The sequence below is a fragment of the Cellulomonas sp. A375-1 genome (assembly GCF_001040865.1).
Classification (GTDB): domain Bacteria; phylum Actinomycetota; class Actinomycetes; order Actinomycetales; family Cellulomonadaceae; genus Cellulomonas; species Cellulomonas gelida.
In genome coordinates, this window is sequence record NZ_LFKW01000042.1 from 20505 (window position 1) to 44504 (window position 24000).

Consider the following 24000-nt stretch of genomic DNA (forward strand, 5'->3'; position numbering starts at 1 on the left):
TGGACCGCTCCACGCCGTACCACGTGCCGCACTCGACCCAGGTCGCGGGCTTCGCGGTCGTCCCGGGCGGCGACGACCGGTGGATCGGCAACGTGTTCCTGGGCGGCGACGTCGACGACGCGTACGCCGGCGGCGCCCACCACCGCGCGGCCGGCTACGGGACCGCGGGGTACGACGCCTACCCGACGACGATGGAGGAGTACCGGGCCCGGCTCGACCCGTCCCTCGGCGACCACGCGCAGTTCCACGGCAAGACGCTGCCGGTGCAGATCCGCGACAACGTGTACGCGAACGGCGCGAAGGCGTTCCACGCGGAGGTCCGGCCGCTCGTGCTCGCGCCCGACGACGAGGTGCAGGTGACCGTCGCCGACGAGGGCGCCGAGGTGCACCTCGAGATCACCCTGCCGGCGGGCGTCGACCTCGCGACGGTGCCGCCCGTGGACGGCGCCACGCTGGGGTACGCGCACTTCCCGGCCGCCGAGTTCGAGGCGCCCGACGGGTCGGCGCTCCGGGCCGACGTGGACCTGGTCGGCATGGTGAAGTCCGGCGGCACGTCGTACGCCGCCGGCCCCCTTGCGGGCCTGACGACGGGGTCGGGCCGGACCCGCGTCTGGTAGGTGCTGCCGGTCGTGCGGGGGCTGGGCGTCAGGCCAGGGTGAGGAAGAGCTTCTCGAGCTCCTCGGTCGTGATGCCCTCGGCGCGGTTGACCCCGTCGGGGTCGATGACGCAGTCCTTCATCGCGGTCGCGATGATCGCGAAGCCCGCGCGGTCGAGGGCCGACGAGACGGCCGCGAGCTGGGTGACGACGTCGCGGCACGAGCCGCCCGCCTCCACCGCGTCGATCACGGCGTTGAGCTGGCCGCGCGCGCGGCGCAGGCGGTTCAGGACGCGGCGCTGGGCGTCGGTGTCGTTCGTGGCCACGGGTGCTCCTCGGGTGGGCGAGCTGGACGGACGGGTGGACGGGTCGTGCTCGGGTGTGGCGGTCATGCCGGGACGAGCTCGGGCGTCACGAGGGCGCGGCCGGCACGGTCGCCGAGCGCGGCGCGCAGGGTCAGCATGCCGCCCGAGAGCGATGCGGAGTCGAACCCTGCCTGCGTGAGCACGCGGTGGGCGATGGCCGAACGCACCCCGGAGGCGCACAGCACGCGCACGGGCCTGCCCTGCGCGGCCTCACGGACCTCGTCGAGGCGTCCGCGCAGCTCGGTGTGCGGGATGTGGAGCGAGCCGGGAAGGTGCCCGGTGGCGTACTCCTGCGCGGTGCGCGTGTCGAGCAGCAGCGCCTCCTGCCGGACCTGGTCGAGGTCCTCGGCGTACCAGAGTCGCAGCGTGCCGTCCATGACGTTCGAGCCCACCATGCCCGCGAGGTTGACCGCGTCCTTCGCCTGCCCGTAGGGCGGGGAGTAGGCGAGGTCGAGGTCGATCAGGTCGCCGATGTGCAGGTGGGAGCGGATCGCCGTGGCCAGGACGTCGATGCGCTTGTCGACGCCGTCGTGCCCGACGCCCTGGGCGCCGAGGACCAGGCCGGAGTCCGCGTCGACGTGCACGACGAGGTGCATCTGGCTCGCGCCCGGGAAGTACCCCGCGTGCTGCAGGGGGTGCAGGTGCAGCGTGCGGAACGCGCGGCCGGCGAGCGCGAGCGCCGCGCGGTTGGCGCCGGTGGTGGCGGCGGTCAGGGCGCCCACGCGCACGATCGCGGTCCCGAGCGGGGTGGGGATGGCGCGCGCGGTGCCCGGCCGCAGGATGTCGTCGGCCACGAGCCTGCCCGCGCGGTTGGCGGGGCCGGCGAGCGGGACGGGGCGCCGCAGCCCGGTGACGGCGTCGGTCGACACGACTGCGTCGCCGACGGCCCACACCTTGTCGGCGGAGGTGCGCCCGTGCTCGTCGACGACGATCGCACCGCGCTCGCACTCGATCCCCGACGCCTCGAACACCTCGGTGTTCGGGCGCACGCCCACGGACAGGACCACGAGGTCCGCGTCGATGCGCGTGCCGTCCGCCAGGACGACGACGTCCTGGTCGTCACCGGGCTCGATCGCCGTGGCGGACACCCCGGCGCGGACCGTGACCCCGAGCGAGCGCAGCTCCTGCGTGACGAGGTGCGCGAGCTCGTGCTCGAGCGGGGGCAGCACGTGCGCGGCCAGCTCGACGATCGTCACGTCGACACCGCGGTGCGCGAGCGCCTCGGCCGCCTCCAGCCCGATGAAGCCGGCGCCGAGCACGACGGCACGGCGGGCGCCGTCGTCGACCAGCCCGCGCAGCGCGACCGCGTCCTCGACGGTGCGCAGCGTGCGGACGCGGGGGGAGTCGAGGCCCTCGATCGGCGGTCGGGTCGCCCGGGCCCCCGGCGCGAGGACGAGCGCGTCGTAGCCCAGGTCGAAGGCGCCCTCGGACGTCTGGACGCGGACCGACTGGCGCTCCACGTCGACCGCGGTGACCTCGTGCCCGGTCCGGACGTCCAGGTCGAGGGCTGCCCGCAGGGACTGAGGGGTCTGCACGAGCAGGCGGTCGGCGTCGTGGATCTCGTCGCCCACGTGGTACGGCAGGCCGCAGTTCGCGAACGAGACGTGCGCGCCGCGTTCCAGCACGACGATCTCGGCGGACTCGTCGAGACGCCGGGCGCGCGCGGCGCAGCTCATGCCGCCCGCCACGCCGCCGACGATGACGATCCGCGTGGCGCCCTCGGGGCGCGCCTGCTCGCGGGGCTTAGGGGTCGTCGCTGCTGAGCTCATGCCACGATCGTACGATACCCCTGGGGGTATATCAACGACGGGCCGCCGACAGGCGTCTGGCCAGGCGATACTTGCCCCCGGGCCGCCATGAGCGGAGTCGGGAACCAGCGGCCCCGACTCACCGCCCCGACTGCACCGACCCAACTGCACCGACCCACCTGCACCGCCCTCCTGCATGCTCGCATCGAAGGGACGACGCATGACCGCCCCCACCCGCCCGGCTCTCCACGTCTCGACGCTCGCCGTGCGTCCCGTGAAATCCCTGCGCGGGGTCGAGGTCTCCCGGCTGGCACTGGACCGGCTCGGTCCGCGGGGCGACCGGCGGTGGATGGTCGTCGACGGGGCCGGGGACACAGTCACCGCGCGCGAGGTGCCGATCATGCTCGGCCTGACGGCGCGCCCGCTCGACGGTGCGATCGAGCTCTCCGCGCCCGGCCTCGCCCCGATCGTCGTCCAGGAACCGCGCGACGGCCCGCGCGTCGGCGTGACCCTGTCGCGCGTCGGCTGGGCGACCGGGTGCCCGGAGCACGTCGACGCGTGGCTGTCGGCGGCGCTCGGTCGCGCCGTGCGGCTCGTCTGGCTGGACGACCCCGGACGACGCAGCGTGTCGACGCACCACGGTGGGCGCCCCGGCGACCCGCTGAGCCTCGCCGACGCGGCGCCCGTGCTCCTGACGACCGCCGCGTCGCTCGGGGCGCTCAACGACTGGCTCGCGGCCGAGCAGGACCACGCGCCCCTCCCGATGGAGCGGTTCCGGCCGACGCTCGTCGTGGACGGCGACCTCGAGCCGTTCGCCGAGGACGCCTGGCAGCGGGTGCGCGTGGGGGACGTCGTGCTGCGCTTCGCGGAGCGGTGCGACCGTTGCGTGATGACGACGGTCGACCTGACGACCCTGCGCACGGGTCGGGAGCCGACGCGCACGCTCGCCCGGCACCGTCGCGCGGACGGCAAGGTCTGGTTCGGCGTGCGGCTCGTGCCGGAGACCGCGGGCGAGCTCGTCGTCGGCGACCCCGTGGTCCCGCTGGGCTGACGGTCTCCACGCGCGGTGCGGTGGTCGTACGGTGGACCCACCGAGAGGTCCGCTCGACGAGGAGCCGCCATGGGCCCGCACTCTGCACGCCGTCCGCTCACGCTCGCGGCCGTCGCGGTCATCACGACTGCGTCGCTCGCGTCGTTCGCCCCGGCCTCGGCGGCCGAGGACACGCCCACGACGCTGGACGGCCTCACGGTCGTCGACACTCGGCCCGGCATGCCCGGCGGGTACACCGAGCTCGAGCTCGAGGTCCGCCTGAGCGACCCCGACGGGTTGCCGGACACCCTGACGAACTTCGAGACCGAGCCGTACCCGGTCGGCTACGCGAGCGTCGTGCCCTCGACGACGGTGCGCCCCACCGACCTCCGGCGGTCGGAGCTGTACTGGGACCGGCTGGACCGGACCGCGGGCACGTCGACGTCAGGGACCTGGACGGGCACGGCGGTCGTCACGTCGGTCTCGACGGGCACGATCACCGTCACCCGGCTGGTCGTCACGGACGACGACCTGGCGACGACGACGATCCCGGTGGCGGGCGGACCGCGCGTCGTGGTGAGCGGGCCGCCGAGCCTCCCGTGGGAGTACGAGGTGCTGAACGCCCCCGTGAAGGTCGTGACCGGCGCCGAACGGTGGACGCCACAGCTCCGGCTCGTGCGGCGCGACGACCGGGCGCCGGTCGCCGGGGCGGTGAGCGCGGCGTCGAGCCCGGGGGTCGTCGACAAGCCCGACTGGACCTGGCGGACCACGCTCGTCACGCCGCAGTTCCTCGCGCAGTACCCGACCGTGTTCCCGCTGCGGTCCTCGTCGTCCGGCGTGCTCACGCTGCCCACGTACGGCGTGGGGGAGACGCGCTTCGTCGGGTCGCTCGCGGGGTGGGGCTCCGGCGCGCGCCGGTACCTGACGGTCGCCGCGACGGGCCAGCTCGAACCGCCCGTGAAGTGGCAGGCGAGGGCGCGGCTCGCGGCCGAGCGCGGCGACGTGGTCATGACCGGCAACGCGTGGCCCGCACCGTCGGTCCTCGCCGCGGCGAACCCGGCGATCCACCTGCAGCGGCTCGTCGGGCGCACGTGGCGCACCGAGGCGTCGAGCCGCGTGCGCGCCAACGGCCGGTTCACGGTGGTCTGGGACGCGCCGGCGTCGAGCGGGTACTGGGTGCGTGCCTACAAGCCGGGCGGCGTCGACGGGCACGACGTCAGCGTCGGCACGATCGGCCCAGCGACCTGGGTGACGCCATGACCCCCTCATGCCTGATCCGTGGCGCCGGTGGTCGCCGGTAGCGTGCTCGTGTGAGCGCACCCCGCCTGGCCGACGTCGTCCGTCTCCTCGAGCAGCGCTACCCGCCTGCGACCGCGGAGCCGTGGGACGCCGTGGGGCTCGTCGCGGGCGATCCCGACGCACCCGTGCGCAAGGTCCTGCTCGCGGTGGACCCCGTGGCGACGGTGGTGGACGAGGCGCTCGAGTGGGGCGCCGACCTCGTCGTGACGCACCACCCGCTGCTGCTGCGCGGCGTGCACTCCGTCGCCGCGACCACGTTCAAGGGCGCGCTGCTGCACCGGCTCGTGCGGGGCGGGTGCGCGCTGCTCGCCGCGCACACCAACGCCGACGCGGCGACCGGCGGCGTGGCCGACGCCCTGGCCGACGCGTTCGGCCTGCTCGACGTCGTCCCGCTCGTCGCGGACCCCGTCGCGCCGCTCGACAAGCACCTGGTGTTCGTCCCCGTGGCCGACGCCGAGGCCGTCGTGGACGCGATGTCGGGCGCCGGTGCGGGGGCCGTGGGCCAGTACGAGCGGTGCGCGTGGACGACCACCGGCGAGGGGACGTTCACCCCGCTCGCGGGGGCGTCGCCCGCGATCGGGGCGGTCGGGGAGCGCGCGACGGTCGTCGAGGCGCGCGTCGAGCTCGTCGCGCCGCGCGCGCGCCGCAGCGCGGTCGTCGCGGCGATGCGGGCCGCGCACCCCTACGAGGAGCCCGCGTTCGACGTGCTCGAGCTCGCGAGCCTGACGGGCCCGACCGGCACCGGCCGCGTCGGCCGCCTGCCGCAGCCGACGACCCTGCGGGCCTTCGCGCAGGCGGCCGCCGACGCGACGCCCGCCACGGCGCAGGGGGTGCGCTTCGCGGGCGACCCCGACGCGACGATCGAGCGCGTGGCGGTCGTCGGCGGGTCGGGCGACCCGTTCTTCGACGACGTGCGCGCAGCCGGGGCCGACGTCTACGTCACCGCCGACCTGCGCCACCACCCGGCCTCCGAGCAGCGCGAGCGCGCCGAGTTCGACGCCGCCCGGTCCGGCCGCGCGGCGACCCCCTACCTCGTCGACCTCGCGCACTTCGCCTCCGAGTGGCCGTGGCTCGCTCTCGCCGCACGCGACCTGGCGGCCGATCTGCAGGCCCTGGGCACTACGGTGGAGACCCGCGTGAGCGTGCGGCGCACCGACCCGTGGACGGGACGCGCGAGCCGCGCCGACGCCCCGAGCTGACCGACGACCACAGCGACAGACCAGCCCACCCGCACCAGCCCCACACCCGCCCCACCGGGCGGGCGCCGGAAGGACACCCGTGCCGAACGCCCCCGCAGCGGACCAGCGACGACTTCTCGACGTGCAGGCGCTCGACACGCGCCTCGACCAGCTCGCGCACAAGCGCCGGACGCTTCCCGAGCTCGCGCGCATCGCCGAGCTCGACGCGCAGGTCGCCGACCTGCACACCGCGCTCGTCACGTCCCAGACGGCCGTGGCCGACCTGCGGCGCGAGCTGGCCAAGGCCGAGGCCGACGTGCAGCAGGTCCGTGACCGCGCCGCGCGCAACCAGAGCCGGCTCGACAGCGGCCAGGGCACCGCGAAGGACCTGCAGGCGCTGCAGCACGAGCTCGAGTCGCTCGCGAAGCGCCAGGGTGACCTCGAGGAGGTCGAGCTCGAGGTCATGGAGCGGCTCGAGGCGCACGAACGTGCGCTCACCGAGGTGCAGGACGCGCACGCCCAGCTCGTCACGGGCAAGTCGCAGATCGAGGCGCAGCGCGACGCCGCGCTCGCGCAGCTCGACGCCGAGGTGGCGCAGGTGCAGGCCGAGCGCGCCACGGTCGCGACGGGCCTCGACGCGGGACTGGTCACGCTGTACGACCGGCTGCGCGCTCAGCTCGGCGGCTCGGGAGCCGCGGCGCTGCGCGGACGCCGGTGCGAGGGCTGCCGTCTCGAGCTGAACCCGCTCGACCTCGACGGGATCAAGGCCAAGCCGGAAGACGCGGTCGTGCGGTGCGAGGAGTGCGGTCGCATCCTGGTCCGGCTGCCCGAGGGCCAGTGACGCGCCGGCTCGTCGTCGAGGCGGACGGCGGCTCCCGGGGGAACCCGGGGCCCGCCGGGTACGGGGCGCTCGTGCGCGACGCGGCGACCGGCCGCGTGCTCGCCGAACGGGCCGAGTACCTGGGCATCGCCTCGAACAACGTCGCCGAGTACTCGGGCCTCGTCGCGGGCCTGCGTGCCGCGCTCGCCATCGACCCGAGCGCGACGATCGAGGTCCGGATGGACTCCCAGCTCGTCATCCGGCAGATGAGCGGCGAGTGGAAGATCAAGCACGACGACATGCGACGGCTCGCCGACGAGGCGCGCGCTCTCGTCGACCCCGCGACCGTGACCTGGACGTGGGTGCCGCGCGCCGACAACGGTGCTGCGGACCGGCTGGCGAACCGGGCGATGGACGCGAAGACTGCGATCGTGACCGACCACGACGCCCCCGAGGCGAGCCCGTCCGTACCCCCCGGCTCCGCGCCGTCCGCCTCTGCGCCGTCCGGCTCCGCGCCGGACCCCGGCACGGGGCGCGTGCCGCGGCCGTCGGGAGCCGGTGTGCGGTTCGACGACGAGACGCCGGTGACGGTCGTCCTGGTGCGGCACGGCGAGACCGCGATGACGGTCTCGCGCGGCTACTCGGGCTCGAGCGAGCCCGGTCCGCCGCTCAACGAGCACGGTCGCGCGCAGGCACGTGCGGCCGCGGCGCTCGTCCACCGCGTGGGCCGCGACCTGTGGGGCGACATCGAGTACCCGAGCGAGGTGCGCGCGTCGCCGATGGTCCGCACGCAGGAGACCGCGGGGATCGTCGCCGAGCGGCTCGGTCTGCCCGTCCACACCGACGACCGGGTCAAGGAGGCCGACTTCGGGCAGTGGCAGGGCCTGACCGCGGTGCAAATCGAGGAGCGCTGGCCGGGTCAGCTCGAGCCGTGGCACACGCGCGCCGACGTGCGGCCCCCCGACGGCGAGTCGATCGTCGACGTGGGGGAGCGCCTGGAGTCGCTGTACGACGAGCTGCTCCGGACGTCACGCGGCCGCACGGTCGTCGTGGTGTCGCACGCGGTGGCCATCCGGGCCGCGCTGGGCCTCGCGATGGGCGCGAACCCGGGGTCGTGGAGCCAGCTGCGGGTCGCTCCCGCGTCGCTGAGCATCGTCCGGCTGTTCGGGGACCGGCGGCACGAGATCGCCGTGGCCGGGGCCCCGAGTGAGGGCTGGTCCTGACGGAGGCCGCAGAGCGCGCTCCCTGACGGTCGATCCGCTCGGCGCCCACGGCGGGCTCTGCCTGGCGGCTCGGCGCGGCCCGCCGCCGCCAGGTCAGGACGTCGCGACGAGCGCCGCGACGGACGCGACGAGCGCGAGCGGCGCGAGCACGAGCCCTTGGCGCACGATCGTCCACACCGGGACGTCCAGCAGCACCTGACGGCACCGCTGCCACCACAGGACCGTGGCGAGCGATCCCCACGGCGTGAGGATCGGTGCGACGCCCGTGCCGATGAGGAGCGCGGCCATCCGCAGCGGGTCGCCGGCGGTGGCCGGATCGAGCGCCAGGAACGCGGGCAGGTTGTTGACGGCGTTCGAGGCCAGCGCACCGACCGCGGCGAGGCGGAGCAGGTCGGCCGGACCGTGCCCGTCGCCCGCGGCGCCGTGCAGCACGTCGGCGAGACCCTGCGCGTGCGCGGTCGCGACCAGCACGAACAGTCCCGCGACGACCACGAGCGTGCGCCACGGCACCATGTCGCCCGGCGACACCGGCAGCGGTCGACGGCGGGCCAGCGTCACCGCGAGCAGCACGACCGCAGCCACCGACGCCGCGACCACGGGCACGACTCCCACGACGAACGCCACCGCCATCGCGGCGACCACGAGGCCCGTGACGCGCAGCAGGACCGTGTCGGGGGCGTGCGGCGGGTGCACGGGCTCGTAGCGGCCGACGACGGCGCGTCGGTCGCGCACCGCGAGCACGATCACCGTGACGACGATCGCGGCGAGCGCGGGCGCCCACATGAGGGTGAGGTAGTGCGCTCCCGCCCGTCGGATCTCGTGGTCGGCGAGCAGGTTCGTGAGGTTCGAGACCGGGAGCACGAGCGACGCGGTGTTCGCGAGCGCCACCACGGCGAGCGCCAACGGCAGGGGCGGCGTGTGCGTCCGACGAGCGAGCGCGATGACGGCGGGGGTCAGCAGCACCGCGGTCGTGTCGAGCGAGAGCACCGCGGTGCTGAGCGTCGCGAGCACGACGACGCCGGCCCACAGCACCCAACGTCGACCTCGGGCCGCGCGAGCCGCCACGGCCGCGGCCGCGGCGAACAGCCCGGCCCCCGCGCACAGCTCGGCCACCACGGTGAGCGCCGCGACGAACAGCAGCACCGGACCGGTGCGCTCGGCCAGGGCGACGGCGTCCTCGCGGGGGAGCCACCCGGTGGCGACGGCCACCACACCCACGAGCAGGGCGAGCGCCCACCACGGACGACCGCGTGGCGGGGCGCTCATGGGACGACGAGCGTGAGCGTGCGCGGGCCGCGCGCGGGCCGGTCCCCGAGCTCGACCGCGAGGAACGCGGACCCGATGAGCTCGTTCGCGGCGGTCGCGAGCGCGGCGGCGTCGCGTGGCGGGCGCGGGCGCCGCGTGACCAGGTGCCGGGTGAGCACGCCGCGGGCGTGCTTGGCGTTGTGGGAGACGACCGCGCGCCTGCCGTCGAGCTCACGCTCGACGCGCACATTGACCCAGTCCGCGGTGGTCGGCGGGCGCCACATCGCGACGTAGTCGGCCGAGCGTCCGTCGACGACCAGCGCGCCGTCGGCCTCGTCGTCGAGCACCTCGGGCAGGCCCGCGCGCCAGAACGCCGCCAGCGGGCCCACGCCGGGCAGGTCCACGCCGCCCGACAGGCGGTACGCGGGGATCACGTCCTCGGGCGTCACGACGCCCCACAGCCCGGAGAAGATGCGCACGTGCCCGTCCGCGCGCCTGCGCTGCGCCGGCGTCAGCCGGTCCAGGCCGGCGGCGGCGTAGAGGACACCCGTGTAGACGCTGCGCGCGGGAGCTGCTGGTGCGTCGCGCAGACCCGTGTTGCGCGCGACGTCGTCGGCCAGCCCGGGCGAGACCCCGAGGAGGGCGGCGGCGTCGGGCCGGGTCGAGGTCTCGACGAGCGCGTCGAGCACCTTGGCACGCGCGGGGGTCAGGGTGGGGTGGGACAGCGAGTCGAGGTCGACCGGGGCGCCGCGGCGCGGGGCGGTCTTGCCCTCGGAGGGAGGAAGCAGCACGAGCACCGGACGACTGTAGGCCGCGCAGGTGTCGACGGCGCACGCGGTCCGTGCGGCGGTCAGTTCGTCCCGGCGCCCGGCGTCCTCGGTGGACCGGGCGGCTCGTTCGTCGCGGCCGGGAGCACGACCGTGCCGGAGTCCAGGTCGAACGGCGGCGCGTCGTCGCCCGCGTACTGGATGTCCAGCCGCTGGCGCTCCTTCTCGGCGGTCAGGTGCTCACGGTTCGGCTGGAAGACGTCCCCGAGCGAGTCGAACAGCCCGCCGATCGACCCGGTCCCCTCGCGCTCGACGCGCGGTCGGTCCAGGAAGCGGTCGAACGCGCCGCGTGCGGTCAGGCGGTCGACGACGACGAGCAGCACCGCCACGACCGCAAGGGTGACCCACCATCCCATCGACCCATGCTCGCACGCCCCCGGGAGGCGACGCCGGGAACCGGTCACCGTCGGCACGCGGTGGCCGGCTCAGGACTCGGCGTTGTCCTCGAGCTCGGCGGCGAGGGCGGCGGCCGCCTGCGGCGGCGTCCCGCGCAGCAGGCAGAACTCGTTGCCCTCGGGGTCCGCGAGGACCACCCACGGGACCTCGCCCTGACCGATGTCGACGCGCGTGGCGCCGAGCGCCAGGAGCCGCGCGAGCTCGGTGGCCTGGTCCGATCCGTCCGGGGGCCGCAGGTCCGGGTGCACGCGGTTCTTCGTCGACTTCGCGTCCTCCACGCGGATGAAGAGCCAGTTCGTCGCGTCGCCCGACGGCGGGCTGATCTCGATCTCGTCGTCGTCCGGTGCCGGCTCCCAGACGTAGCGCCAGTCCAGGACCTCCGCCCACCAGGCCGCGAGGGCGTGCGGGTCGCGCGAGTCGATCGTCAGCTGGGAGACCACGGGAGCCATGCCCGACACCGTAGGGCGCACCGGCCGGCCCCGCTCGGCGGGTAGCATCGGCGACGCGGATGAGTCAGCCAGGCGGCCGCGTCGGTCCGACCCTCGGGTCGGTCCGCCGAGGAACGTCCGGGCTCCGTAGGGCAGGGTGGTGGGTAACACCCACCCGGGGTGACCCGCGGGACAGTGCCACAGAGAACAGACCGCCTCCCCGGACCGGTTCGCCGGACCGGGGCGGTAAGGGTGAAACGGTGGTGCAAGAGACCACCAGCGCACCGGGTGACCGGTGCGGCTCGGTAAACCCCACCCGGAGCAAGGTCAGACAGGGAGTGCTCGAGGGCTGCCCGCCCGAGCTCCCGGGTAGACCGCTGGAGGCGTGCGGCAACGTACGTCGTAGATGGATGGCCGTCACCTGTGCGCGGGCAACTGCGCACGGGGACAGAACCCGGCGTATCGGCTGACTCATCCGCCCTAAGGGCTCTGACCTGCGGCGGGACTACTCGGTCCCGACCGCAGTCCGCGGGGAGTCCGCGGCGTGGTGTCTTGCTGCACTGATGGCGGTGCGCCGCGCCTGTTCGCACATGAACCACATGCGACGCGCGAGGTCGCGCAGCTCGCGGACTCGAGCCGCGTCGATCGGGGTCTCTCTGCCGGTCTTCGGGTGATGTGCGAGCCAGTTCTGGTCCGTGCTGGGATCCAGCACGATGGCAGAGTGAACGGCCTCGTGGCGCTCTCGGAGCGCGTCGGAGGCTCGTTTGTGGAGGTCTCGGGCCGCGGGCTTCAGGTGGATGGCGGACGTTCGTTCTACCGCGGCGCCGAATTCCTTGAGTACTCCGTGGGAGATCTCGGACCACAGCGTCTCGAGGTCTAGGGCAGTCGGGTGACCACTGAGGCAACATGTGGCCTCGTACAGAGTGATCTCCAGCACCGCCGCAGCGGCCGTGACGCGGCCGAGTGCCTCGTAGTAGTCGCTCGGGAGCTCAGGCCTCACAAGTGATCCCCACGTCGTGCGCACTGAGCGCGAGGTCGACGGCTTCGCGCGTGCGGTCGTCCGAGTCCGGCCACAGGTGGCTATAGGTGTCGAGCGTCTCCGTGGCCGACTTGTGCCCGAGGCGCGCCTGGACCGTCTTGACGGACTCGCCGTGTCGAATCAGCAGCGAGGCGTAGTAGTGCCGCAGGCCGTGGAACACGAACCCCGGGAGCCCTGCTGCAGCGACCGCCGGCCGCCATGCAGCGCCGAAGTCAGACCGGCGCACTGCGCGGCCCGAGGGCGTGGTGAAGACGAGCTCGCCCGGTGAGGCGGGGAACGCCTGCAGGTGGGCGGCGAGCGCGTCCGCGACGCTCTGGGGGAGTGGGATCTCGCGGTTCGACGAGGCGGTCTTCACCGGCCCGAGGTGCGGCGCGACGCCCGTGAGCACGACGAGCTGGCGATCGACGATCACGAGCCGCCGGAGGAACTGCACGCGGTCGGTCGTGAGGCCTGCGACCTCGCTGAACCGCATCCCGGTCCCGGCCGCGAGGAGGACCATCGCGCGCCACCGGTCCGGCATGGCGCTCGCGAGCTCGAGCACCTTGCCGGTCTCGATCGGCACGACCCGGTGCCGCTCGGGGGCCGCGAGCTTGATCTTCACGCATGGACTCGTCGCGATCTTGCGGTCAGCTACCGCGGCCTTGAAGATCGCGGCCACGTGACGGTGGATCACCTGGACGGTCGCGGGCCCGAGGCTCTCCGACATCTGCGCGAACATCGCCTTGACGTGTGACGGCAGGATGCTCGCCAACGGACGCTCGCCGATCCGCGGGTACACGTGCAGCGTCAGGTGCCGCGCGACCTGCTCGCGCGTCGAAGCGCGGTGGGCCTGGATCGTGCGCCACTCCTCGGCGTATGCGCGGAAGGTGGTTCTGCCCGCCTTCGGGTCGACGTACTGGCCCGTCACGATGCTCGCGGTGACCTCGTCGAGCCACCGTTGTGCGTCCGTCTTGCGGGCGAAGTGCTTCGCGTGCTCCTTGCTTGCGGCGTCGCGGTAGCGGGCGCGCCAGACGCCGTCAGCTCGCTTCTGGATGCTTGCCATCGCCGCCATCCTCTGTGGTCACGAGGTCAATGATGAGCATCGCGAGGAGCGCCACGACGTCGGGCGCCAGGTCCGCTGGGAAGTCGACGCCGGCCAGCGCTGGTTCGGTCCAAGCGTCGACCTGAACGCCGACTCGGTCCATTACTCGTCGGACCAGCTGCTCCGGGGTCGGCGAGAGCGAACGAACCGCATCGCGAAGCGCGGGCAGCTCGTTGTCGTACATGTCGACAAGCACGCCCAGTCTCATCACGGCGCGCGACAGTGAGTGACGGGCCTGGAGAAAGTCGTCCACCAGCGCGTCCTCGCGCTGGCTGACCTGGTTCCTCTCGTCGACCAGGAAACCCGTGACGCGCGCACCCAGGACGGCCGCGATGAGCTGGAGCTGGTTGACGCGCAGCGCTCGGCTGCCCTTCTCGATCCGCGTGATCGCTGTCGCATCGACGTCCCATCCGAGCCTTCCGAGCGCGTCCGCTAGCTCGCGCTGCGTCATGCCCTTTGCTTCCCGGTAGCTACGGACCTTCTCGCCAACGAGGGCGTCCACGTCTTGTCGCTCGACACTTGCCATGGCGAGCAGCGTACTGCGCTTGACAGCAGGTGAGCGAGGGTGACAATCTCGACATGCTGAGAGTTGCAGGCGACTGTTAAGGAGTGCAGCAGATGGACATGCTCACGATCGAGGAGGCCTCGGCGTCATACCGGATCCCTGTGCGAACGCTCCACTACTGGGTGCAGCGTGGCGAGGGACCGAAGAGCTTCAAGCTCGGGCGTCGTCGGATGTACAAGCGCGAGGACATCGAGGCCTGGATCCAGGAGGCCTACGAGACGGCGACCGGCGGCGCGGCGTGACTGCGGCGACCGCCACCAAGGAGAAGCCCGAGCCCCGGTTGCAGCCGGTCTCGGGCGTGGACTCGATCCCCGACCAGACAGAAGGAGAAGGCGTCGTGACGATCATCATGGCAGAGCCGATGACGACTGGCCAGCAGCGAGCACTCGAGAAGGGCGACCCGGTCGAGTTCCACTACTCGTGGTGCGACCCCGCCCACTGCTACCGCGACGACATGTGGGGCGACGGCCTCGAGCGCGGTGTCGTCCACCTGTCGGCGCCCGCGACGTGGGACGAGCAGGGTGGTCGGCCGGCGTCCGCGCACGTACAGCGTTGGCGCGCGGACTGGTCCGAGGACGAGTCGCCGCTCGTCGTGGTCATCGACCCGCCCGACGCGCTGTCGCTGCCGCTCGTGCGGGAGTTCTCGAGCTGGCTCTCAGGCCTGCAGCGCCACTTCTGCGAGCTCATCACGCCGAAGCCCCCTGCGACTCCGTGCCCGGACTGGTGTACCGCCGAGTCCTCCGACGAGGAGCGTGTGAGGGGTGACCACCAGTGGGGGCTCTGGGGCGTGCGGTACCGGAGGGCGCCCGGCCAGGGCGAGCACATCCGCATCCACTTCGGCATCGTCGGCAAGACCTACCGCGAGCAGGTCGAGTACGCCCTCGAGGACGGCACGACCGAGCTCGGCCGGAGGATCGTGCTCGGACTCGTCCGTCCTTCGGGCCTTGCTCGATGAACGCCCGGCCCAGCTTTGGCCACGGTGCCGCGCTGGCGGGCACCGCTGAGGAGGCTGATGCCGGGTGAAGCCCCTCGAGGTCGTGCGGGCGATGATCGCGGACGCCCTCGCCTCAGACGACACCGCCGACAGGTACGCCGCCGCGCGTGCCCGGGCGGCTCGTGAGAAGCCTGACCGGATGGTCTTCAAGCCGGTGCGGCACCGCCGTCGCAGGGAGTCCAGGCGGCAGCAGCGGCAGGCGTACGTGGCCGAGCTGCGTGAGCAGGGGTTCGACGCCGAGTACCTGGCCGACCGCTACGGGAGGCGCAAGTGAGCATGAAGGCCCTCACCGCAGCCGTGAGGTACATCGAGGCACAGCCCGCGGGTTCGCTCGCGGGCTGTGCCCCGGCGCTGCTGCTCGTGCTCGCGGACGCGGCCAACGACGAGGGGCGCGCCTGGCCGTCGGTGGCAACCCTTGCGCGGCGGGTCAACCGCGACGAGCGGAACGTCCAGCGGGCTCTGGCCGTGCTCGTCGGCGTCGGCGCGGTCGCGCGCGAGGAGCGTCGTGGAAGGGCCACCGCCTACACGGTCACCCCCGGCGTAGGCGTCGCCCCCGGCGCGCCCGCCACCCCTGACGTGGGCGTCACCCCCGCCCCCGGCGCAGGCGTCACCCCACCCCCGGCGCCGGCGTCACCCGCCCCCGGCGTAGGCGTCACCCAGAACCCTCTACTAACCCTCACTGAACCCGCAGTTGAACCCTCACCCCCGCGCGCGAGCCACAGCGGGACCGCCCCGGACATGTTCGAGGAGTTCTGGGCCGCGTACCCGCGGCGGTCCGACAAGAAGCGCGCACGGCAGGCGTGGGCGAAGGCGATCAGGAGCCAGGACCCGGCCGCGCTCGTCCAGCGGGCCCAGGAGTACGCCGACGACCCGAACCTGCCCGAGGCGCAGTTCGTCCCGCACGCGAGCACGTGGCTGAACGGGGAGCGGTGGACGGATCTGCCGTTGCCGGCTCGCCATCAGCCGCAGACCGCGCAGCAGGCGGTCCAGGCCAGGAACTTCAGCTCCCTCGAGCGGAACCTGCGTGGGGCGCCGGACGAGCTCGACGAGCACGCCCGGGGCGGGCTCGAGCTCCTCGAGCAGGGGCTCCAGCAGGAACGCCAAGAGCGCCGTCAGATCGGAGGCCGTTGAGATGTCGACCCTTGCCGAGCGGAACAGCCTGCAGATGCTGCTGACCGCCGACGCGTCGCTGTACGGGTACGAGGTCAGCGACGTGCTGCTCAACACGTTCCTGTCGTTCCTCGACGTCGGGGTGACCCGCGACCAGGTCGCCAAGGCGCTGGTCGACCACCGCCGCGAGTCCAACGCGCGCTTCACCCCCGCGGTGGTGAACGCCTGGGTGCGGCGCCAGCGCGCGACGTCGCGGACCCGGTTGCACTTCCCGCCGCCGCAAGCGCTGGACGGTGACCCGCTGCGCGAGATCCCGTGGCAGCGGACCTACAACGAGGCCGTCGACCGCGGCCTGACACCGCGCCAGGCGTACGTGCAGGCCTGCACCGCGCACGGCTGCGACCCCGAGGCGGCCTTCCCCGACGACGGGGCCCGTGAGCGCGCGTACCGGCTGCTCGAGCAGTACGCGGCCGACGCGCAGGCCCGGATGCGCGCTGCGACGCGGCCGGGCGGACCGGACGCGGCATGACGACGCGCGGCGAGCTGAACCGGCAGTTGGCTCGGCTCTGGTCGTCTGGAGGGCGCGTGCCGTGTCTCGACGCCGGGCCCGAGGCACGAGGAGCGTGGACGTCTGACGCTTCTGGAGAGCAGGCCGTCGCCGCACGAGCCTGCCTCGGGTGCGATGCGCTCGGTGCGTGCAGGGAGTTCGTGACCGCGGAGCCCGATGAGTGGGGCGTGTACGGCGGTATCACCGACCGTGAGCGCAACCACCGGACGGGACACAAGGCCACACCGATCGACATCAGCGGGGACGCAGCATGAGCGGGGGCGCTACTCCTCTCCCCGCCTCGAGGGCCCGGTTGCCCGCGATGACTGCAGCTCGCGCGGAGATCGCGCCCGACGGACGCCCTCGGCTCGTGATCGACGACGAGTGGACGCTTCTTGAGCTCGGGGGTCTCGTCGAGATGACGAACCGCGGCCGACAGCGTCGCGGGCTGACGCCACTGCCGTACGCCTCCAGCGTCGTCGAGCCGGCGCGAGCCGTCGTCACCCTGATCGAGGTTGCGCAGTCACAACCCTTCGAGGCACGGGCGGGCGCTCCAGGGGGAGCGTGGATCACGGCGGCACAGGCGGCCAGTCGCTTGGGGGTCAGCCCTCAAGCGATCACCAAGCGGGCGAGAGCCGGCACGCTCGCCGCGACCAAGGTCGCGGGGTGCTGGTGGATCGAGGCGAAGGAGACGGCACAGTGAGCATCGGATACCCGTGGATCAACGCGTGGAACAAGCTGATCGGCGACGGCCTGGCGACCGCAGACGCTGTGCTCTACCAGTCGGCGGTCCCGAGCTCAGCGCGCACAGCGTGGGCGCCGGTGCCGGACGGGCTGCGGTCGATCCGAGAGGAGCTGCAGACGCTGATTAGCGTCGCATCGCGGTGGTCGTTGGACCGCGACCTCACACCGCAGGCGCGGACTCGCAAGCTCAAGGAGCTTCAGGCGGCGGCGCGGACGAAGATCGCCCCGGCTGCAGCGGCGGTCGCCGCCGCTGTGCAGCGGACCGTCGAGATCCTTCGCGACGCTTCCTCACCGCAGCGACCTGAGCCGCACGACGCCGCACAGGAGACCGCGATCCTCGGCGTGAAGGCAGACCTGCAGATGGTCCTCGCGCCCCCCGGCACCGGTAGCGACCTGACCAAGCGCCTGCGATCGCTGCTCGAGCGGGCTCTGCGTGACGGGGACAACCTGCGCGCCTGGGTCCTGTGCACGTCGTGGGTCGAGGACTACCTGATGTCGCGTGACGCCGAGGAGTTCATCCCTGCATGGTCCGTCTACGTCGGCGACATCCTCTCGAAGTCCGCGCCAGCAGGCAGGATCGGCGAGCTGCGCGGCGCCTACGACGAGCTGACGAACCCGCAGACGGGCGCCGCCGGGATCGTGCTCGCGATGAACACCCTCGCTGACCGGGTGCTGAACGAGGCGATCGACGCCGCCGTGCGGGCCGAGGGCCACGCGGTCGTGCTCAACCCCTCGCTGTCCTGATAGGGGGGCACCACCCCCTCCCCCCTAGGGCAAGGGCCACCCCGAGGCTTAGGGCCGATCTCTCCCCGCGTTTTTTTCCACACCACCCGGAGGAGCATGCACATGACGGACAGCGAGCCGCACGACGTGGCACACAGGGCAGGAAGCCGGCTGGCCGCCATCGCGCGGGCGATCGGGCAGGGAGACGACCGGGCAGTGCTCGAGCAGATCAACGAGGCGGGGGCCTCGTCCCGAGCCGAGCTCGCGTGGCTCTGCGCCGCGGCCGTCGCGATCTGGCGCGAGTGCGTACTGATCCAGGCCGGCGGCGACGGTGACCGGATGCGCCGCGCGATGACCGCGGGCGCGCCCGCCATCGAGGCTGACGCCGCGGCCCTCGGCGCCGAAGTCCTCGTGCACGAGATCCTCAACCGGGAGGGCTACGGCGATGTCTGAGATCGCGAGCGCCTACGTCTCCCTGATCCCCTCGTTCAAGGGGGGAGACAAGGGCATCTCCCGCGAGCTCGACGGCCCGATCAACAAGGCCGCCCAGGCTTCCGGGAAGTCGTCCGGCGGGGCGTACGGGAAGAGCTTCTCGACGTCGGTTGGCGGCGTGATGAAGGCGGCACTCGGCGCGGCCGTCATCGGCGGCGCTGCGGCGGCGGCGAAGGACTTCATCGGCTCGTCGATCGCGGAGGCGCGCGAGGCCCAGAAGGTCGGCGCGACCACTGAGCAGATCATCAAGACGACCGGCGGTGCGGCCAAGGTCACGGCCGACCAGGTCGGCGCTCTGGCGACGTCGATCTCGCTCAAGACGGGCATGGACGACGAGGCGATCCAGTCGGGCGCGAACCTGCTGCTGACCTTCAAGAACGTCAAGAACGAGGTCGGCGACGGAGCGAACATCTTCGACCGCGCGACGGCGGCCGCGGCGGACCTCTCGGCGGCCGGCTTCGGCGACCTGAACGGCGCGAGCAAGCAGCTCGGCAAGGCGCTCAACGACCCCGTCAAGGGCATGGCCGCGCTGTCGCGCTCGGGCGTGACGTTCACGCAGGCACAGAAGGACCAGGTCAAGGCGCTGATGGAGACGGGCGACGTCCTCGGTGCGCAGAAGATCATCCTCGACGAGGTCGAGGGTCAGGTCGGCGGCACGGCCGCGGCGTCCGCGACGGCGGCCGAGAAGATGTCCGTCGGCTGGGGCAACCTGCAGGAGACGATCGGAACGCTGCTCCTGCCCATCATCGACTCTCTGCAGGGCACCCTCACGTCCGTGTTCGCATGGGTCTCGGAGAACACGTGGGTGCTCGGCGCGTTCGCCGGCGGCGTCTCGGCGATCGCCCTCGCGATGGGCGTCGCCAAGATCGCGACCATCCAGTGGAGCGCAACCTTGCTCGCGAACCCGATCACATGGATCGTCGTCGGCATCGTCGCGCTGATCGCCGCGCTCGTGCTGCTCGTGAAGAACTGGGACTCGGTCGTCGCCTGGCTCAAGAAGGTCTGGGGCGGCATCGTCGACTGGCTCAAGGGCGTCTGGGACAAGATCGTCGCGGGCGTGCGCGCGGGCTGGGATGCCGTCGTCCGGTGGATCAAGGACGCCGCGGGCCGGGTCGTCGACTTCTTCATGAAGTGGACGCTGGTCGGGCAGATCGCCTCTCACTGGGACTCGATCCGGTCCGGCGCGACGTCGGCATGGAACGGCATCGCCGGCTGGATCAAGGGCGTCCCCGGCAAGATCCTCGACTTCTTCAAGCGCTGGACCATCGTCGGGCAGATCGCGTCCCACTGGACCCAGATCAAGACCGGCGTCGAGGACATCTGGGGCAAGATCCTGGACTTCTTCAAGGCTGTGCCGAGCAAGATCGGTGGCTTCTTCTCGGGCATCGGGTCGAACCTGACCTCGCCGTTCCGGTCCGCGTTCAACGCGATCGCCGGCTTCTGGAACCGCACGGTCGGGTCGCTGAGCTTCACGTTCCCCGACTGGGTGCCGGGCGTCGGCGGCAAGGGCTTCACGGTGCCGAAGATCCCGCTGCTCGCACAGGGCGGCGTGGTCACCTCTGCCACGGCGGCGATCCTCGGCGAGGGCTCCGAGCCCGAGGCGGTCCTGCCTCTGTCGCGGCTCGACGGGATGCTCGAGCGCGCTGCTGGCTCGGGAGCGTCGATGCCGCGCGAGCTCGTCGTCGTCGACTCCGATGGGGCTCTCATCGGCCGAATGCGGGTCGAGGCGGGCGGGGGGATGACCGGAGCGGTGCGCCCGATCGACGCGGGGGTGGTCGCATGGCCGCGAGCGTGACGGCCGACGAGGCTACGAACGACGTCGGGTGAGGGTGAGTCGCGTGTGATCCGCCTCTACCTGGTTCCCCGGACCGCTGGCCCACCACGCTTCCACGACCAACTCGTCCGCCTCTCGCCACGAGACGGGCACGGTGACGAGCGCGCCAGGCGCCAGAACGGCCAGCCCTGCTTCCTCGTGATGGTGCCCCACCTCGAAGTCCGGGCCGCCGCGGAACTCGAGGTGCCTTGCGACCGCATCTCCGGCATTCACGGCCGTGAGCTTGCCGTAGCGCCGGCCAGAGACATGGAGCCCGGGCCGCTCGTCGAACTCCACCGAGAGGTGAAGGTCCACGATTGGCCGCTCCGCCTTGTGGCGCCGCCGCTCGACGAACCAGAGGACAATGGCGAGCACGCCCGTCACCGCGGCGACGAAGGCAAGGACCACGTTCCAGATGTCGATCACGCTCGTGCTCTCGATCACGCTCGTGCTCTCGGTCACGGACGCACTCCTCACACGCGGGGACGCACCGATCTTGTCGCTCAGACACCCAGCAGCGCTACATCGACTGCTGCATCGCCCCGCACTCTGACACGACCTGCTGGTGTGGCTCGGGCGACCCCGTTCGGCGAGTGCTGCTCGACCCGCGCGGCGGCTGCGAGCGCCACACCTCTGCTCCGCTCAGCGGTATCGTTCAAGGCTGGCCCACGACATGCCGATGTCGGTGGCATCCGAGAGGATCTTGTCAACCGGAACCAGAAGGGAGGGTTGCGAGTCGATGAAGTCACGCGACGAGAGCACGCCGACTGTGATCGCGGTGCCTCACGGCGTCGATCCTCGATGGCGCGAGAAGATCGAAGTCGCGAAGAAGGCGCGCGTGGTGGTGGCTGCCGCCCGAAAGGGAAAGCCCAGCAGCTTCCGGCCGGTTGCCGGCTTCCAGGGAACCAGGTGAAGTCCGGAGACGATGCGGACGCCGCATCGACTTATCCAAAGACGCCGCTTTTTCAGGCGCAGAATGCGGCACGCTACGACCGTCAGGACCAGATCAAGCGTTACGAAGAACTGACGGGATCGCGGTTGATCGTCATGATTGACCAGATCTTCGACTATAGCGTCACCCTAATCGAAGAACTCGTAATGGGCGGCGATCCAGAGCAGCCGATGCACCTGCTCCTCTCGAGCCCCGGCGGTGACGGGGAGGTCGCAGTTCGACTAGTGCGCGCAATGCAGGCGCGCTGCTCACGCCTGACGATCGTCGTGCCCGACATGGCGAAGTCGGCCGGGACGATCATGTGCCTAGGCGCCGATGAGCTGCTGATGGGGCCAGCGAGCGACTTGGGCCCGGTTGACCCACAGTTCCCAGTCAATGGCCGACTCGTTGGTGCGCGAGACATCGAGCAGGCGGTAGCGAGCGCCGAGGCGCGTGTGGCTGCTTCGCCCGACGCGTTTCCCTTGTACGCGGGCCTGCTCGCAGACGTCAACATGCTCATGGTCGAGCAGGCTCGGTCGGCAAAGGCTCGGAGCTACGACTTGATTCGAGAAGCGCTGGCTTGTGCAAGGCGGTCACCTGAGGAGTGCGACTCGCTCGCCGAGGCGTTAAGGGGTCCGCTCGTTGACGACGCTGTGTACCACGGCGCCTCGTTTGGCCCGGAGCGAGCCAAGGAACTCGGCCTGCCAGTGCGCGACGCAGAGCTCGACGGCGAAGCGTGGCGGTTGCTCTGGCTCCTCTGGACGCGGTACTTCCAGGTAGGCGCATGGCCAGCCGGCCCGAACGGAATCTACGAAGGTCGCTTCGCCTCTCAGTTCCTCCCGCGCCCCGCGTCCGGCGACTGACGGGCACGGCATCTGCAGGGGTCTCGACGGCACCCGTCGTGCGGCTAGGGCCGAAGGCTGGCCGCAAGCGGCCCCGAGCGCCCGCCGTGAGGTCCGCCCGTCACCGCCACCGCCTGTCCCGCCAGCCCCAGGCGGGCAGCGCCTGGACCCACGCATCGAGGTCGACCGCGCGCACGATAATGCGCCCGCCCCGGGCGCCGGCGCGATGGCTCGCCAGCACGCCGTCGTCGATAGCCTGACGGATGGTGCCTTCGGAGACCCCGGTCTTCTCGGCCGCCTTCTTCACGGTGCACGAGATGAACGAGAACACTGGCTGTTCGGTCACGCGGTCAACGATGGCGTCCAGGGGCCACTCGGCGCGAGGCCTGTTCGCGAGTCCGAGCCGGATCGCCTCGCGGTACCAGGGCTCGATCTCGGCGGAACGTACGAGCAGGCGTGAGCCCGGTCGGTCGAAGAAGTGCGGCGTCATGTCGATCTCGATGCGCCACCGGAGAAGGAGCCAGTCCATCCGGTAGCGGCGCACCGCCTGCGGCAGTGTGAGCGATACCCAGTCGAGCACCTCACGCTCGTAGTCGTCCACGTCGCGCGCGAGCTTCCGCTGCAGGTCGTCCGAGCGTGGGAACACAGAGCGCCTCCGGAACCTCGACATCACCTTCCGCGACGCCGCAGGACGCCGGTGGACGCGCCAGAACGGCCGCCTCCGGCGCCGTTTCGCGTGGCACGAGGGGCTGCCGACGTCCCGGCGCCGACGGGGCACGCCAGGCTGACGTAAGCCTGGCTGACGTCGCCGAGGGCGTCCCCCTGACGCAGGTGCTTAGCGTCGACTCCTGCCCTGACGCCGCGCGGCGGCGCGCGGCGCGATGCTCATGGGGTCGCGATAGGCGTTGTGCTGGCGGCGCTCGTGGGCCTCGATCTCGTCGAGCGGGAAGCGCCAGGTACCGCCGAGCTTCACGGCGGGGATCGCGCTCGCGGCGGCCTGGTCGCGCACCCACTTCGCGGGTCGCTTCCATCGCTCGGCCAAGTCCGTCACGGTGAGGTGTTGGGTCACGTGCCCCAGCCTGCCCCAGTCCGCAGAGAGTCCGCACGAGCACCACAACGCACCGTCACCTGCCATCACGTACCGTCGGTCATCTGCGCAGGTCAGACGCCGAAACCAGCACGTTCCGCAACTAGCCGTCACTAGCCGTCAGAACGCCGTGCGAAACCCGGCGTATCGGCTGACTCATCCGCCCTAACCGTTCAGGTGCGGTCATCCTCACAGGCCGCGAGCGGGACTTTGGTCCTGCGCGCGGGCTAGCGTGGCCGCGTGACCACGCCGACGTCCGGAGCGCCGCGCCTCGCGCGGGCCGCCGGACTGTCCGTGCTGGTCGTCGCGCTGGCGGCGCTCGCGCACGCGCTCGGCGGCGGGTCCGCACCCGCTCCCGGGCTCGTGCTGGCGCTCGTCGCGCTCTCGCTGCCTGTCACCGTGCTCGTCGCGGGCCGCCGGATCACGTGGCCGGCCGCGCTCGCGGTCCTGGCCGTGGGGCAGCTCGTGCTGCACCACGCGTTCGCCGTGGTCGGCTCATGCGGTGAGGTGGCGCCCGACGCGGGCGCGCACGCCCACCACGGGGCGACGGCGCACCTGACCGCGCAGGCGTGCGGCGGCGGTGCGGTCGCCGCTGACGCGCTCGTCGACGGCCGCAGCATGCTCGCGTGGCACGTCCTGGCGACCGTGCTCACCGCGCTCGCCGTCGCGGGCGCCGAGCGCGGGGCCGCCCACGTGGCCGCGGTGCTCGCGCCGCTCCTGCGGGTGCCCGCGGAGCTGGTCGCCCCCGTGCTCGTGCGCGTCCTGCCGCGCGACGACTCGTCCGCTCCCGTCGCCACGCTGCACCTGCGCGGCGCGCCCTCTCGCCGGGGTCCTCCGTCGGTGGCGCTCCCGCCCACCGGCACACCGCCGGCCTGACG

The 24000-nt window shown here is 72.5% G+C and carries 30 protein-coding genes, 1 other RNA gene and 1 pseudogene; 20 read left to right on the forward strand and 12 right to left on the reverse strand.

Annotated elements, in window-relative coordinates:
* Positions 1-617: pseudogene (locus tag CWIS_RS19240) on the forward strand (hypothetical protein); the annotation flags it as partial.
* Positions 618-645: 28 nt separating this feature from the next.
* Here CWIS_RS19240 and CWIS_RS04830 read toward each other — a convergent pair.
* Entirely contained in the window at positions 646-921 is a 276-nt protein-coding gene (locus tag CWIS_RS04830; protein WP_048342118.1) for a metal-sensitive transcriptional regulator, read from the reverse strand.
* 62 nt (positions 922-983) lie between these two features.
* Entirely contained in the window at positions 984-2729 is a 1746-nt protein-coding gene (locus CWIS_RS04835) for an FAD-dependent oxidoreductase (RefSeq protein WP_048342119.1), read from the reverse strand.
* A 199-nt stretch (positions 2730-2928) separates the two neighbouring features.
* Here CWIS_RS04835 and CWIS_RS04840 point away from each other — a divergent pair, with 199 nt between their 5' ends.
* The 5 genes from CWIS_RS04840 to CWIS_RS04860 all read left to right on the forward strand — a co-directional run bounded on the left by CWIS_RS04840 (position 2929) and on the right by CWIS_RS04860 (position 8258).
* Entirely contained in the window at positions 2929-3759 is an 831-nt protein-coding gene (locus CWIS_RS04840) for an MOSC domain-containing protein (RefSeq protein ID WP_048342120.1), read from the forward strand.
* A 69-nt stretch (positions 3760-3828) separates the two neighbouring features.
* Positions 3829-4998, forward strand: coding sequence for a hypothetical protein (locus CWIS_RS04845; protein ID WP_048342121.1), 1170 nt, complete (start codon positions 3829-3831; stop codon positions 4996-4998).
* A gap of 50 nt (positions 4999-5048) precedes the next feature.
* On the forward strand, positions 5049-6236 hold the full coding sequence (locus CWIS_RS04850; RefSeq protein WP_048342122.1) for a Nif3-like dinuclear metal center hexameric protein: 1188 nt from the start codon (positions 5049-5051) through the stop codon (positions 6234-6236).
* A gap of 79 nt (positions 6237-6315) precedes the next feature.
* A complete protein-coding gene (locus tag CWIS_RS04855; RefSeq protein ID WP_048342123.1) occupies positions 6316-7056 on the forward strand; it encodes a zinc ribbon domain-containing protein in 741 nt (246 codons plus the stop codon).
* A complete protein-coding gene (locus CWIS_RS04860; protein ID WP_048342124.1) occupies positions 7053-8258 on the forward strand; it encodes a bifunctional RNase H/acid phosphatase in 1206 nt (401 codons plus the stop codon). The genes CWIS_RS04855 and CWIS_RS04860 overlap by 4 nt, the downstream gene beginning before the upstream one ends.
* A 93-nt stretch (positions 8259-8351) precedes the next feature.
* Here the strand turns inward: CWIS_RS04860 and CWIS_RS04865 are convergent, their stop codons facing one another.
* The 4 genes from CWIS_RS04865 to CWIS_RS04880 all read right to left on the reverse strand — a co-directional run bounded on the left by CWIS_RS04865 (position 8352) and on the right by CWIS_RS04880 (position 11175).
* Positions 8352-9524, reverse strand: a complete 1173-nt coding sequence (locus tag CWIS_RS04865; protein ID WP_048342125.1) for an SLC13 family permease — start codon at positions 9522-9524, stop codon at positions 8352-8354.
* Positions 9521-10300 (reverse strand): YaaA family protein, encoded by a 780-nt coding sequence (locus CWIS_RS04870; protein WP_048342126.1) that lies wholly within the window; start codon positions 10298-10300, stop codon positions 9521-9523. The genes CWIS_RS04865 and CWIS_RS04870 overlap by 4 nt, the downstream gene beginning before the upstream one ends.
* Positions 10301-10353: 53 nt before the next feature.
* On the reverse strand, positions 10354-10686 hold the full coding sequence (locus CWIS_RS04875; RefSeq protein WP_048342127.1) for a DUF6191 domain-containing protein: 333 nt from the start codon (positions 10684-10686) through the stop codon (positions 10354-10356).
* Positions 10687-10755: 69 nt separating this feature from the next.
* Positions 10756-11175: a VOC family protein gene (locus CWIS_RS04880; protein ID WP_048342128.1), complete on the reverse strand. Its 420-nt coding sequence runs from the start codon at positions 11173-11175 to the stop codon at positions 10756-10758.
* Positions 11176-11235: 60 nt separating this feature from the next.
* On the opposite strand from CWIS_RS04880, the gene rnpB reads away from it, so the two are divergent.
* Positions 11236-11632, forward strand: an RNA gene (rnpB, locus tag CWIS_RS17455) — RNase P RNA component class A.
* Between the two features lie 27 nt (positions 11633-11659).
* Here rnpB and CWIS_RS04885 read toward each other — a convergent pair.
* The 3 genes from CWIS_RS04885 to CWIS_RS04895 are packed head-to-tail and all read right to left on the reverse strand — an operon-like array spanning position 11660 to position 13800.
* Positions 11660-12154: a hypothetical protein gene (locus CWIS_RS04885; protein WP_048342129.1), complete on the reverse strand. Its 495-nt coding sequence runs from the start codon at positions 12152-12154 to the stop codon at positions 11660-11662.
* Entirely contained in the window at positions 12144-13235 is a 1092-nt protein-coding gene (locus CWIS_RS04890; protein ID WP_048342169.1) for a site-specific integrase, read from the reverse strand. Before CWIS_RS04890 ends, CWIS_RS04885 begins: the two co-directional genes overlap by 11 nt.
* On the reverse strand, positions 13210-13800 hold the full coding sequence (locus CWIS_RS04895) for a helix-turn-helix transcriptional regulator (RefSeq protein WP_082156226.1): 591 nt from the start codon (positions 13798-13800) through the stop codon (positions 13210-13212). Before CWIS_RS04895 ends, CWIS_RS04890 begins: the two co-directional genes overlap by 26 nt.
* 92 nt (positions 13801-13892) lie before the next feature.
* On the opposite strand from CWIS_RS04895, the gene CWIS_RS04900 reads away from it, so the two are divergent.
* From CWIS_RS04900 to CWIS_RS04940, 10 genes are all read left to right on the forward strand, one after another.
* Positions 13893-14081 (forward strand): helix-turn-helix domain-containing protein, encoded by a 189-nt coding sequence (locus CWIS_RS04900; RefSeq protein WP_048342170.1) that lies wholly within the window; start codon positions 13893-13895, stop codon positions 14079-14081.
* Positions 14078-14794, forward strand: coding sequence for a hypothetical protein (locus tag CWIS_RS04905; RefSeq protein WP_048342131.1), 717 nt, complete (start codon positions 14078-14080; stop codon positions 14792-14794). The genes CWIS_RS04900 and CWIS_RS04905 overlap by 4 nt, the downstream gene beginning before the upstream one ends.
* A gap of 64 nt (positions 14795-14858) precedes the next feature.
* A complete protein-coding gene (locus CWIS_RS04910) occupies positions 14859-15107 on the forward strand; it encodes a hypothetical protein (protein ID WP_048342132.1) in 249 nt (82 codons plus the stop codon).
* A 2-nt stretch (positions 15108-15109) separates the two neighbouring features.
* Positions 15110-15964 (forward strand): helix-turn-helix domain-containing protein, encoded by an 855-nt coding sequence (locus CWIS_RS17450; protein ID WP_231583663.1) that lies wholly within the window; start codon positions 15110-15112, stop codon positions 15962-15964.
* Between the two features lies 1 nt (position 15965).
* Positions 15966-16472, forward strand: coding sequence for a hypothetical protein (locus tag CWIS_RS04920; protein WP_048342133.1), 507 nt, complete (start codon positions 15966-15968; stop codon positions 16470-16472).
* The gene (locus tag CWIS_RS19820; protein ID WP_082156227.1) at positions 16469-16765 is read left to right on the forward strand and encodes a WhiB family transcriptional regulator; all 297 of its coding nucleotides are present in this window, start codon (positions 16469-16471) and stop codon (positions 16763-16765) included. Before CWIS_RS04920 ends, CWIS_RS19820 begins: the two co-directional genes overlap by 4 nt.
* Positions 16766-16860: 95 nt before the next feature.
* Positions 16861-17193: a helix-turn-helix domain-containing protein gene (locus CWIS_RS04925; protein ID WP_048342134.1), complete on the forward strand. Its 333-nt coding sequence runs from the start codon at positions 16861-16863 to the stop codon at positions 17191-17193.
* Entirely contained in the window at positions 17190-17978 is a 789-nt protein-coding gene (locus CWIS_RS04930) for a hypothetical protein (protein WP_048342135.1), read from the forward strand. The genes CWIS_RS04925 and CWIS_RS04930 overlap by 4 nt, the downstream gene beginning before the upstream one ends.
* A 102-nt stretch (positions 17979-18080) precedes the next feature.
* Positions 18081-18410 (forward strand): hypothetical protein, encoded by a 330-nt coding sequence (locus CWIS_RS04935; protein WP_156186550.1) that lies wholly within the window; start codon positions 18081-18083, stop codon positions 18408-18410.
* Complete coding sequence (locus tag CWIS_RS04940; protein ID WP_048342137.1) at positions 18403-20244, forward strand: hypothetical protein; 1842 nt, start codon at positions 18403-18405, stop codon at positions 20242-20244. The genes CWIS_RS04935 and CWIS_RS04940 overlap by 8 nt, the downstream gene beginning before the upstream one ends.
* Before the next feature lie 12 nt (positions 20245-20256).
* Here CWIS_RS04940 and CWIS_RS04945 read toward each other — a convergent pair whose 3' ends face one another.
* Positions 20257-20724, reverse strand: a complete 468-nt coding sequence (locus CWIS_RS04945; RefSeq protein ID WP_156186551.1) for a hypothetical protein — start codon at positions 20722-20724, stop codon at positions 20257-20259.
* Between the two features lie 277 nt (positions 20725-21001).
* Here CWIS_RS04945 and CWIS_RS18625 point away from each other — a divergent pair, with 277 nt between their 5' ends.
* Positions 21002-21175: a hypothetical protein gene (locus CWIS_RS18625; protein WP_197080762.1), complete on the forward strand. Its 174-nt coding sequence runs from the start codon at positions 21002-21004 to the stop codon at positions 21173-21175.
* A complete protein-coding gene (locus CWIS_RS04950; protein WP_197080763.1) occupies positions 21172-22056 on the forward strand; it encodes an ATP-dependent Clp protease proteolytic subunit in 885 nt (294 codons plus the stop codon). Before CWIS_RS18625 ends, CWIS_RS04950 begins: the two co-directional genes overlap by 4 nt.
* 100 nt (positions 22057-22156) lie before the next feature.
* On the opposite strand, the gene CWIS_RS04955 is transcribed toward CWIS_RS04950, so the two are convergent.
* Together CWIS_RS04955 and CWIS_RS04960 are read right to left on the reverse strand one after the other, a co-directional pair.
* On the reverse strand, positions 22157-22636 hold the full coding sequence (locus tag CWIS_RS04955; RefSeq protein WP_197080764.1) for a helix-turn-helix domain-containing protein: 480 nt from the start codon (positions 22634-22636) through the stop codon (positions 22157-22159).
* Positions 22637-22870: 234 nt separating this feature from the next.
* Positions 22871-23104, reverse strand: a complete 234-nt coding sequence (locus CWIS_RS04960) for a helix-turn-helix domain-containing protein (RefSeq protein ID WP_156186553.1) — start codon at positions 23102-23104, stop codon at positions 22871-22873.
* 258 nt (positions 23105-23362) lie between these two features.
* Here CWIS_RS04960 and CWIS_RS04965 point away from each other — a divergent pair, with 258 nt between their 5' ends.
* Complete coding sequence (locus tag CWIS_RS04965; protein ID WP_053071555.1) at positions 23363-23998, forward strand: hypothetical protein; 636 nt, start codon at positions 23363-23365, stop codon at positions 23996-23998.
* The last annotated feature ends 2 nt before the right edge of the window (positions 23999-24000 follow it).

Excerpts from the sequence above, each read along its gene's own strand:
- CWIS_RS17450 (WP_231583663.1), top strand. The coding sequence starts at position 15,110 with ATGAAGGCCCTCACCGCAGCCGTGAGGTACATCGAGGCACAGCCCGCG.
- CWIS_RS04920 (WP_048342133.1), top strand. The coding sequence starts at position 15,966 with ATGTCGACCCTTGCCGAGCGGAACAGCCTGCAGATGCTGCTGACCGCC.
- CWIS_RS04895 (WP_082156226.1), bottom strand. The coding sequence starts at position 13,800 with ATGGCAAGTGTCGAGCGACAAGACGTGGACGCCCTCGTTGGCGAGAAG.
- CWIS_RS04935 (WP_156186550.1), top strand. The coding sequence starts at position 18,081 with ATGACGGACAGCGAGCCGCACGACGTGGCACACAGGGCAGGAAGCCGG.
- CWIS_RS18625 (WP_197080762.1), top strand. The coding sequence starts at position 21,002 with ATGAAGTCACGCGACGAGAGCACGCCGACTGTGATCGCGGTGCCTCAC.
- CWIS_RS04845 (WP_048342121.1), top strand. The coding sequence starts at position 3,829 with ATGGGCCCGCACTCTGCACGCCGTCCGCTCACGCTCGCGGCCGTCGCG.
- CWIS_RS04835 (WP_048342119.1), bottom strand. The coding sequence starts at position 2,729 with ATGAGCTCAGCAGCGACGACCCCTAAGCCCCGCGAGCAGGCGCGCCCC.
- CWIS_RS04900 (WP_048342170.1), top strand. The coding sequence starts at position 13,893 with ATGGACATGCTCACGATCGAGGAGGCCTCGGCGTCATACCGGATCCCT.
- CWIS_RS04940 (WP_048342137.1), top strand. The coding sequence starts at position 18,403 with ATGTCTGAGATCGCGAGCGCCTACGTCTCCCTGATCCCCTCGTTCAAG.
- CWIS_RS04875 (WP_048342127.1), bottom strand. The coding sequence starts at position 10,686 with ATGGGATGGTGGGTCACCCTTGCGGTCGTGGCGGTGCTGCTCGTCGTC.
- CWIS_RS04865 (WP_048342125.1), bottom strand. The coding sequence starts at position 9,524 with ATGAGCGCCCCGCCACGCGGTCGTCCGTGGTGGGCGCTCGCCCTGCTC.
- CWIS_RS04880 (WP_048342128.1), bottom strand. The coding sequence starts at position 11,175 with ATGGCTCCCGTGGTCTCCCAGCTGACGATCGACTCGCGCGACCCGCAC.
- CWIS_RS04890 (WP_048342169.1), bottom strand. The coding sequence starts at position 13,235 with ATGGCAAGCATCCAGAAGCGAGCTGACGGCGTCTGGCGCGCCCGCTAC.
- CWIS_RS19820 (WP_082156227.1), top strand. The coding sequence starts at position 16,469 with ATGACGACGCGCGGCGAGCTGAACCGGCAGTTGGCTCGGCTCTGGTCG.
- CWIS_RS04840 (WP_048342120.1), top strand. The coding sequence starts at position 2,929 with ATGACCGCCCCCACCCGCCCGGCTCTCCACGTCTCGACGCTCGCCGTG.